This window comes from uncultured Corynebacterium sp., from assembly GCF_945649885.1.
Taxonomy (GTDB): Bacteria; Actinomycetota; Actinomycetes; order Mycobacteriales; family Mycobacteriaceae; genus Corynebacterium.
Genome location: NZ_CALZFS010000125.1, coordinates 1 through 8,414 on the forward strand (window position 1 = coordinate 1; position 8,414 = coordinate 8,414).

Sequence of the window (8,414 nt, forward strand, 5' to 3'; positions counted from 1 at the left end):
GCATCCAGGCCAATCTCCGCACCGGGCAGGAAGACGGCACGGATACAGACGATGAAGAAGATGACCACCAGGATCGGCATGAAGACCATGGCGACCTTGCCGATGCCCTTATCCACGCCAATGGCCAGCACCACGATGGCCAGGATCCACACCAGGAACAGTGCGATGGCGATTTGCGGAACGATATCCAGCGAGAAGGTGGACTCTGCATCAAACTGCAGGAAGTCACTGAAGAAGTAGGTATCGGGATCATCACCCCAGGCCTGCGTCAGCGACTTGATCGCATACAGACCCGCCCAGCCGATGATGGCTGCGTAGTAGATGGTGATGAAGAAGGCGATACCCACCTGGATCCAACCGAGTGATTCGGTGCGCTTCTTGAAACGCCGGAAAACAAGCGGTGCACTGCCACGGTAACGATGTCCGAGTGCGAAGTCGAGGAACAGCAGGGGGATACCTGCGGTGAACAGGGCAACTATGTAGGGGATGAGGAAGGCGCCACCACCGTTGTCATAGGCAACGTAGGGGAATCGCCAGATATTGCCCAGGCCGACAGCGGAACCAATGGCTGCGAGCATGAACACATAACGGGAAGAAAAGACCTCGCGGCGCTGAGGGCCGCGCGAAGAAGGTGTGGTGGCCTGGGAATCAGGCTGTGATGATGGCGATGACATCGTTGAAAGCTCCATCAGTGAGGAGTAACAAAGGGGTAGGTGGTCGCCAGGACGAAAGCCACGGGGGTAGGTGTGGAACGTCTTGAAACCGGTATACGGATGTCTGATGAAATTACCATACAGGGTGACGTGGATGACATTTTCTTGACTTTTGGTAGGGAGCCACTGCCGGGGTGGGAGTGTGCCTTTATGCCCCGCTACCGCTCTGACCATGAGACTTGATAGGATATGTGCCCGTGAGCCTTACTCTTGGAATTGTCGGCCTGCCCAACGTTGGCAAGTCCACCCTCTTTAATGCCCTTACCCGTAACGATGTCCTGGCGGCGAACTATCCCTTCGCCACGATTGAGCCGAATATCGGCCTCGTCGAACTGCCGGACACCCGCCTGAACCGTCTTGCTGAGATCTTCGGTTCCGAGCGGATCCTGCCTGCCACCGTGTCTTTCGTGGACATCGCCGGCATCGTCAAGGGTGCCTCCGAGGGCGAAGGCATGGGTAACGCCTTCCTGGCTAACATCCGCGAAGCAGACGCCATCTGCCAGGTCGTTCGCGCCTTCGCCGATGAAAACGTCATCCACGTTGATGGTGAAGTCAACCCATCTGATGATATCTCCGTGATCAACACTGAGTTGATTCTTGCTGACCTTCAGACCGTGGAGAAGGCCATCCCACGCCTGGAGAAGGATTCCCGCAAGGACAAGTCACTTGCTGAGACCCTGGCGGAAACCAAGAAGGCACTGGACATCCTCAGCGATGACCGCACCCTCTTCTCCGCAGCAAAGGCTGGCGACATCGACCTGGCCCTGATCCGTGATCTCCACCTCATGACCGCCAAGCCTTTCCTCTATGTCTTCAACTCCGATGAGGCAGTGCTGACCGACGAGGCCAAGAAGGACGAACTGCGCGCACTTGTTGCACCAGCAGACTGTGTCTTCCTGGATGCACAGACCGAGACTGAGCTTCTTGAGCTTGAAGACGATGAAGCTGCTGAGCTGCTTGAGTCCGTCGGTCAGACCGAACCAGGCCTGCACTCCCTGGCCCGCGCCGGCTTCGAGACCCTCGGCCTGCAGACCTACCTCACCGCAGGTCCAAAGGAATCCCGCGCCTGGACCATCCGCAAGGGCGACACCGCCCCACAAGCAGCCGGCGTTATCCACACCGATTTCGAACGCGGATTCATCAAGGCTGAAATTGTCTCCTTCGCTGATCTGGATGCTGCAGGATCCATGGCTGATGCCAAGGCCGCAGGCAAGGTCCGCCAAGAAGGCAAAGAATACATCATGGCTGACGGCGACATCGTGGACTTCAAGTTCAACGTGTAGTTTTCAGTCTGAACTGGACCAGATTTACAGTATGAACAGCGGTTTCCCGCACATTCAACGTTTAGTTGAGGTGCGGGTTTTTGCATTGTTCTCACATCTCTCCCGCAGTCGTGGCATGGGGGCGGAGTGGGGCAGGGAAGCGGATAGTCATGGGTGGATCTCGTCCTCTCAAGGGGACGTAGCTGATGAGTCGGTGCCTGTAATGGCCTGATTAATTTTATATCCATATCCAGTCGTCTGTGGTTTCAATTCTTGTTTTCTGGCCCCCTGCGTCGGGCTGTGGGATGGTGGGGAAGAAGATTAGATTTGTCCACACCTGATAAAGGAGCTTCTGACCATGAGTTTCAATGTTTATCTTTCCGGGGAAATCCACACTGACTGGCGTGAGGAGATCCAGCGCGGCGCTGAGGCTGCCGGCCTGGACGTGGTTTTTACCGCACCGGTGACTGACCACCCTGCAAGTGATGCCGCCGGCGACCACCTGGGGGAGAATGAAGATTCCTTCTGGCGCGACCATCAGTCGGCCAAGGTCAACGCCATCCGCACCCGCACCCTGATTGAAAAGGCTGATTTCGTGGTGGTGCGCTTCGGCGACAAGTACAAGCAGTGGAATGCAGCTTTTGATGCCGGCTACTGCGCCGCGTTGGGCAAGCCCTATGTGACGCTTCACGACGTCGACCTCGTCCACCCACTCAAGGAAGTTGATGCTGAAGCGCAGGGCTGGTGCAAGACCACCGATCAGGTGGTGGAGACCCTGCGCTACGTGCTCAAGGCTTAAAAGCGCGGGTGGCGCTTTTCGACAGGCAAATGAAGCAAAAGAAAATGTCAAGGTCACTTGGCATGGGGACCATGCTCCCACGCCCAAAATTAGCAGCACCAGTCTCGGAGGTGGCCCCATCACGCTGGTGGCGGCCAGCCTCCTGATCGGCTTCCTCCAGGCATCGCAATATATAAGGAATTATGACCTGGTTCTGCAGCGCACTCCAGGTTGCGCATAGTGTTATGTATTTGGCCCTCAGCGTTCAGCAATCATCCTGTCAGCCGTGAGAGTGTTGATCCACATGATGAACAGATGATCTCGGAGGTTAACGCTTATCAACTTCGGAAATTGCGTGAACAAGCAGGATTTACTCAGGTGCAGCTGGCAGAGAGGACTGAGGTCAGCCAGAGACAGGTGTCCAGGATGGAAAAGGTGATCTCGATAATGCGAAGATCGGCACTATTCAAAGCTGTCCTGAGGCAATCGGCTGCGGGTTGGCTATCGCATATGTTGCGGGCGATAAGAATCCAGGTTGCTTGAGCTTAAAGTGGTGCCTTGACTGAAACAGGTAGGTTGATCTTCATGCCGAGGAAGTTGAAAAGCCGTGAAATAGACGTGCTCCGGATGATGATCGAACAGGGCACGGTCGCATCACTGCGTGAACAGGTGTTGGCACAGCTACCTGATATCCGGGCGTGGAATAGCTGCGGTTGTGGGACCTGTCCATCAATCTCACTGGGTAATGAGGAGACTGAATATGGGGATCTCCCTGGATCCCTGGTGGTAGGGGCTTCGACAGATGAAGCAGGTCTGTTGCTGTTTATTGATGGTGCTCGCCCAGGTTATCTTGAGTTTTATCCACATACCGAGGGGATTACTTTTATGGAATTTCCTCCCGTGGCTGAAGTCGTTGTTGAAACACCGATTAATAAATAGAAGTCTTCTTGTGAGGGCAGAGGCTCCGGTAGGACTGAGGCTCGCAAGACGCTGTTTTCTTTAATCCAACGTGTCAATAATGACCGTGAAGCAGTGAAGACCATCTCCCCTGAAGGCAATGCAAGTACTCGTGTCGGTAGATGAGTACGCAGCGTGGAAAGAAACAGCATATCTTTTCCCTTCGCCTGCCAATACCCTTCGCCTGTTGGATTCTTATGAGCGTGCCGTCGCGGGACATACTGAAGTTCATGAGTTCGAGCGGGAATAGCTAGTGCGCCTGATCACGCCGTATCACCGAGGAACATCGTCTGGTCTACCTCGTCATTGGTGATGACCTGATCATTCTTCAGGCACGCTATCACTATTAATCGCCCCTTGACGTGCAATTTTCCTGATACGATGGCGCGTCGTATTGGAATATCGCAAAGAGGAGAACACCGTGGAACTGAGCATGGACAAGGGCAACAAGTTTGTTGAGGATACGCAGTCACCGGAAGGTGCCGCGGCCTGGAAGAAGCAGTTGGATGAGTTCGCGCCGGGTTCCTCGGACTGGGTTGTCGGGGCGGTGTTCGGGGGCACCTACCAGCGTGAGGGCCTAGAGCTGCGAGATCGTCAGATGCTGAACATGGCGGCCCTGGCTGCGATGGGTGGGGTGGAGCCACAGCTGACCGGCCACATCAAGACTGCCGTGGATGTCGCTGGCATGAGCAGGGAAGAGGTGGCGGAGTGCTTCGTCCACCTGATGCCGTATATCGGTGTGCCGAAGACCTTGGCTGCTATGCGTTGTATGAAGGCCGCATTCGAGGGGTAGACCTTCATGGCTTCACCTGACAATATCCTGCTGCATCTTCCTGAAAGGGAGGAACAGCAGGTGCGCGATATTTTCGCACAGCTGGCTGGGCGGGGTTTTCCCTTGCAGAACCAGACGCCGCACATCACCATCACGTTTTCACCACAGATGGAGGAAGGCGTCGTCAAGCGTGCCGTTGAGCTGCTGCCTGCGGTGATTCCCGCCCGTTTCCGTCGGGTGGGCACTGTTGTGTTCGGCACCAAGCGCAAGCAGACGGTGGCCTGGTTGCTGGAAACCGATGAAGCCCTTGAAGTAGTGGCGCGTGAGCTCAGCGGGATCAATCCGGATGGTCGTGGCCAGCGGTGGATTCCGCACCTGACCGTAGGATTACGTTTGCCACGGGAGATCGTGCCGGACTATATCCAGGCTCTGGATGAGCTGACCTCGCCACATTTCAAGGAACTCACGGCCGCGCGGGCGGCGTTGTGGAAGCCGCGGACTCAGGAACTCACCGTGCTGGCCGGGGGCCTCTAGCCTCAGGGTAAATCGGGGCGTCGCCTGTTGGCCTTCACATCTGAGCGATGTAGTTTGGCCTTGCGCTGTCGACGGATCGAACCCCGGGTGGGCTTGGTCTTCTTGCGTGAGGGCGGTGCGGGGGCGAGCGCCTCACGGAGCATCGTGGACATACGCTCTCGGGCGTCGCTGCGGTTACGCAACTGGGAACGCTGGGCGGTGGCGGTCACCGTCAGGATCGTGCCACCATCGAGTCGGCTGGCCAGGTTGCGGAGGACGCGGTGGCGTTGGGAGTCGCTCAGCATGCTCGTGGCGGCGAGATCAAAGGAGAGCTGTACCCGACTGTCCGTGGAATTGACGTTTTGGCCGCCGGGCCCGGAGGAGCGGGAAAAACGTTCACTGAGCTCGGTCTCTGGAATGATGAGGCCATCGGGGATACCGGGGCCAGGGATGATCTTCAGGCCGTCCATGATGTTGATGTTAGCGGCTTGGCTGCCACGGTGGGTAGACACCCCGCTCCATGCAGAAGTCGGGGAGAAAGAGCCGGTCGACGTTTTCGTCGGCGATCGGACATAACACTGAATCTCAGTTCAACGATCAGATGAATACTGAATGCGTTTAAATTGATGATTGGTAAAGTTCAGGGTGAACACCTACATCAGGTGGGGGCTGGATCCGGGAGGGGTTTCAGCGTCCCTCCAGGAAAGGTTGCTTTCATGAACTCAACCAGTCGATGGCTCCTTGTTTATAGCGAGGGTTCAACAGCCGCATTCAGTAGATCACCGAACTCATAGAAGATAATGAGCTGACACTGGCGCTGAAATCACTTGGTGGGCTGATGGTTTCTCCCACTCAATGTTCGGTGGTCACGGAGGTCATGCCCACATGGAAGCAACTGTGGCACCAGCGTCTGCGCTGGCAACGCGGTGCTCTGGAAAACCTCGGAGCCTATGGTGTGACACCCCAGACCACCCGCTACTGGTTCCAGCAGTTGGGCATTGGTTATGGAGCGCTCGCCCTTGCTGCGTACTTCCTTGTCATCATCATCACGATCCTCGCCAGGGATGAGTGGATCTGGTACCCATTCTGGATGATGCTCGGAGTGTTGTTCATGATTGAACGGGTGGTGACGGTATGGAAATCAACATGGTTTGCCAGATTTCTCGCAGCACTTCTCATTCCTGAACTGATGTTTGCCACCTTCCTCAACCTGGTGTTCCTCAAAGGAGTGCTGGATATTCTCCTGGCAAAGCAGGCGCAGTGGGGACAAAATGATGTTGCTCTCAGTACCACCACAACCGAGTCTGAAAGGAAGGAACAGTCATGATCCTCCCAGAATCTATTCTCACCTCAGAGTGGTTCGCGGCACTGGCGGCATTCGTGGCCATCAATACCGCCATCTATGTGACCCTCGCCCTGGTGAAAACCATGCCGCGCATCTACTTCCGTGATTACCTGCCACGGACCTACGAGCGTGCTGAAACCCGTAGCATCTATCCGGATGCCGAAAAGTGAAACCGGAAGCCTGATACCTAATGAACCAACCCCCTGATCCTCGCATGAATATGTCCCGGTTGGCTGAAGCCTTGGCACAGGGATTGGAGTGGCGTAGGGATGAAAGCGACTCCTTCTATGATGAGGGAGTGGAGAAGCTTCCGCGTTTCCCGGTGGTGGCCGTCTGGGATGATGGTCAGTTCATCCATTTTGTGCTGCATATTCTAGCTGGTTCCCAGAAGGGTTTCCTGGGGTATTGCTATGAGGATGATCCTGAGCGGTGGTCATGGACTATCGACGATGTCTACCCCCAGGAAGTAAGCGTTCTCAGTGACCGCTGGTTCTATGGTGAGAACCTGGTGAGGAAGATATACGGGGCCGTAGAAGGGGAGATCTACTGGCAGGGTCCGGTACCTGATAAGTATCTTCCACCGAACATGGAGGATCTGCATTCAATTAGCCTGGGTATCTCCAGTTGGGAAAATCCTGACTACTTCCCCCGGTCATGCTGACAGGGCGTCGACAAGCGCAATGCTTATCGACGCACAACAGCGTGTCCTATAACCCACTGCCCAGCACTGCAGACAGGAACTGTTGGGTGCGTTCCTGCGCCGGTTCGGTGAAAATTGTGTGGGGATCAGCAGATTCCACGATTTTGCCGTTGTCCAGCATCATCACGCGGTCGGAGACATCACGGGCGAAGGACATCTCATGGGTGACAATCAGCATGGTGACGTTGGTGGTTGCCGCGATATGTCGCAAAATACCTAAGACCTCCACCACAACTTCGGGGTCCAGCGCTGAGGTGACCTCGTCCAGCAGGAGGATCTCCGGATCCATCGCCAGTGCCCGGGCAATGGCCACACGTTGCTGCTGACCACCGGATAGGGAAGTGGGGTGGGCATTTTCCTTCTGGGGCAACCCAACCTGCTCGAGTAGTTCGCGGGCCTTGGCAATGGCCTGTTGTTTTGGAACACCCAGCACGTGGATGGGGGCTTCGATGATGTTTTCCAGCACCGTCATATTGGGAAATAGGTTGAACTGCTGGAACACCATGCCGATCTTGGTGCGGATCTGTTTCTGATTCTTAGCGGGAACTGGAACCCGTTTGCCATTGCGTTCCGTGTGGGTCAGTGGTTCACCATTGATGAAGATGTAGCCGTCGGTCAGTTCCTCCAGGGTCATCACCAAACGCAGAATAGTGGTCTTGCCGGAGCCGGAGGGGCCGATGAGGGTGACCCTCTCACCCTGTTCAATGGTGAAGTTGAGATCCTTCAACACGGTGTGGTCGCCGAAGGATTTACCCACATCCCGGAATTCAATGACGGGGGTGTTGGTTGGGTTAGTGGGCGTAGGCAAGTCGTTTCTCCAATCGGTTCACGAGCAGGGCGGTCGGGTAGCTGGCTGCCAGGAAGATGATTCCTGCGATCGTGATGACCTCGTTGTAACGGTAGGTGAATCCACCGACCTCCAGTGCAGTGTTGACCATCTCCATCACGGCGATGGAAATGAGGAAGGGGGATTCCTTGAACATAGAGATGGCGTAGTTTCCAAGTGATGGAACTGTGGAACGTAATGCCTGCGGGATGATCACCTTTGACCAGGCACGCCGTGGTGAGATGGACAGCGCGGTGATGGCTTCCCACTGGCCTTTGGGTACCGATTCAATACCGGCGCGGTAGACCTCTGACATGTAGGTGGCATAGTGCACGCCGAACACTAGGATGCCGATGGTCAGGGGCTCCAGCCACACCATTCCGTAGAACACCACCAACAGTTGAACGATGATGGGGGTCATGCGGATGAAGTTGGCAGCCCAACGCACAATGGCAGCCAGTGGGCGGGGGAGTACCCGGATCAGAATGGCGATGACCAGGCCCAGAACAGTGGCGATCAATGTTCCCAGGACCGTGACCAGCAGGGTG

Annotated in this window: 14 protein-coding genes; 10 read left to right on the forward strand and 4 right to left on the reverse strand. The window is 55.9% G+C overall.

Translation table 11 applies throughout. The features are described from left to right. On the reverse strand, positions 1-674 hold a 674-nt coding region (locus Q0M74_RS11660), incomplete at its 3' end, for a sodium-dependent transporter (protein ID WP_293954653.1). A 236-nt stretch (positions 675-910) separates the two neighbouring features. Between Q0M74_RS11660 and ychF the strand changes: the two genes are divergently transcribed. The 7 genes from ychF (at position 911) to Q0M74_RS11695 (ending at position 5,016) form a co-directional block, all read left to right on the forward strand. Further along, complete coding sequence (gene ychF / locus Q0M74_RS11665) at positions 911-1,996, forward strand: redox-regulated ATPase YchF (protein ID WP_293954655.1); 1,086 nt, start codon at positions 911-913, stop codon at positions 1,994-1,996. Between the two features lie 337 nt (positions 1,997-2,333). Further along, positions 2,334-2,774 (forward strand): YtoQ family protein, encoded by a 441-nt coding sequence (locus Q0M74_RS11670; protein WP_293954657.1) that lies wholly within the window; start codon positions 2,334-2,336, stop codon positions 2,772-2,774. Positions 2,775-3,068: 294 nt separating this feature from the next. Then, a complete protein-coding gene (locus Q0M74_RS11675) occupies positions 3,069-3,296 on the forward strand; it encodes a helix-turn-helix transcriptional regulator (RefSeq protein WP_293954659.1) in 228 nt (75 codons plus the stop codon). Between the two features lie 15 nt (positions 3,297-3,311). Further along, on the forward strand, positions 3,312-3,692 hold the full coding sequence (locus Q0M74_RS11680) for a hypothetical protein (RefSeq protein WP_293954661.1): 381 nt from the start codon (positions 3,312-3,314) through the stop codon (positions 3,690-3,692). Between the two features lie 290 nt (positions 3,693-3,982). Continuing rightward, the gene (locus Q0M74_RS11685) at positions 3,983-4,060 is read left to right on the forward strand and encodes a type II toxin-antitoxin system YoeB family toxin (RefSeq protein WP_293954675.1); all 78 of its coding nucleotides are present in this window, start codon (positions 3,983-3,985) and stop codon (positions 4,058-4,060) included. A gap of 71 nt (positions 4,061-4,131) precedes the next feature. Continuing rightward, positions 4,132-4,503, forward strand: a complete 372-nt coding sequence (locus Q0M74_RS11690) for a carboxymuconolactone decarboxylase family protein (RefSeq protein ID WP_293954677.1) — start codon at positions 4,132-4,134, stop codon at positions 4,501-4,503. A 6-nt stretch (positions 4,504-4,509) separates the two neighbouring features. Further along, positions 4,510-5,016 carry a 2'-5' RNA ligase family protein gene (locus Q0M74_RS11695; protein ID WP_293954663.1) on the forward strand — a complete coding sequence of 169 codons (507 nt, stop codon included), beginning with the start codon at positions 4,510-4,512 and terminating at the stop codon, positions 5,014-5,016. Positions 5,017-5,018: 2 nt separating this feature from the next. Here Q0M74_RS11695 and arfB read toward each other — a convergent pair whose 3' ends face one another. After that, positions 5,019-5,465, reverse strand: coding sequence for an alternative ribosome rescue aminoacyl-tRNA hydrolase ArfB (gene arfB / locus Q0M74_RS11700; protein ID WP_293954679.1), 447 nt, complete (start codon positions 5,463-5,465; stop codon positions 5,019-5,021). A 407-nt stretch (positions 5,466-5,872) separates the two neighbouring features. On the opposite strand from arfB, the gene Q0M74_RS11705 reads away from it, so the two are divergent. Genes Q0M74_RS11705 through Q0M74_RS11715 form a run of 3 tightly spaced genes read left to right on the forward strand, consistent with a single transcriptional unit; the run spans position 5,873 to position 7,001 of the window. After that, positions 5,873-6,322 carry a glycosyltransferase family 2 protein gene (locus tag Q0M74_RS11705; protein WP_293954665.1) on the forward strand — a complete coding sequence of 150 codons (450 nt, stop codon included), beginning with the start codon at positions 5,873-5,875 and terminating at the stop codon, positions 6,320-6,322. Continuing rightward, positions 6,319-6,510, forward strand: coding sequence for a hypothetical protein (locus Q0M74_RS11710; protein ID WP_293954667.1), 192 nt, complete (start codon positions 6,319-6,321; stop codon positions 6,508-6,510). Before Q0M74_RS11705 ends, Q0M74_RS11710 begins: the two co-directional genes overlap by 4 nt. Before the next feature lie 20 nt (positions 6,511-6,530). Next, entirely contained in the window at positions 6,531-7,001 is a 471-nt protein-coding gene (locus Q0M74_RS11715; protein WP_293954669.1) for a hypothetical protein, read from the forward strand. A 46-nt stretch (positions 7,002-7,047) separates the two neighbouring features. Here Q0M74_RS11715 and ehuA read toward each other — a convergent pair whose 3' ends face one another. Both ehuA and Q0M74_RS11725 read right to left on the reverse strand, forming a co-directional pair. Beyond that, on the reverse strand, positions 7,048-7,848 hold the full coding sequence (gene ehuA, locus Q0M74_RS11720; RefSeq protein ID WP_293954671.1) for an ectoine/hydroxyectoine ABC transporter ATP-binding protein EhuA: 801 nt from the start codon (positions 7,846-7,848) through the stop codon (positions 7,048-7,050). Then, on the reverse strand, positions 7,832-8,414 hold a 583-nt coding region (locus tag Q0M74_RS11725; RefSeq protein WP_293954673.1), incomplete at its 5' end, for an amino acid ABC transporter permease. The genes Q0M74_RS11725 and ehuA, both read right to left, overlap by 17 nt.

What these genes read in the sequence shown, in the direction of transcription:
- Q0M74_RS11695 (WP_293954663.1), top strand. Translation starts at nt 4,510, where the DNA reads ATGGCTTCACCTGACAATATCCTGCTGCATCTTCCTGAAAGGGAGGAA.
- Q0M74_RS11710 (WP_293954667.1), top strand. Translation starts at nt 6,319, where the DNA reads ATGATCCTCCCAGAATCTATTCTCACCTCAGAGTGGTTCGCGGCACTG.
- Q0M74_RS11705 (WP_293954665.1), top strand. Translation starts at nt 5,873, where the DNA reads ATGCCCACATGGAAGCAACTGTGGCACCAGCGTCTGCGCTGGCAACGC.
- arfB (WP_293954679.1), bottom strand. Translation starts at nt 5,465, where the DNA reads ATGGACGGCCTGAAGATCATCCCTGGCCCCGGTATCCCCGATGGCCTC.
- Q0M74_RS11670 (WP_293954657.1), top strand. Translation starts at nt 2,334, where the DNA reads ATGAGTTTCAATGTTTATCTTTCCGGGGAAATCCACACTGACTGGCGT.
- Q0M74_RS11675 (WP_293954659.1), top strand. Translation starts at nt 3,069, where the DNA reads ATGATCTCGGAGGTTAACGCTTATCAACTTCGGAAATTGCGTGAACAA.
- Q0M74_RS11715 (WP_293954669.1), top strand. Translation starts at nt 6,531, where the DNA reads ATGAACCAACCCCCTGATCCTCGCATGAATATGTCCCGGTTGGCTGAA.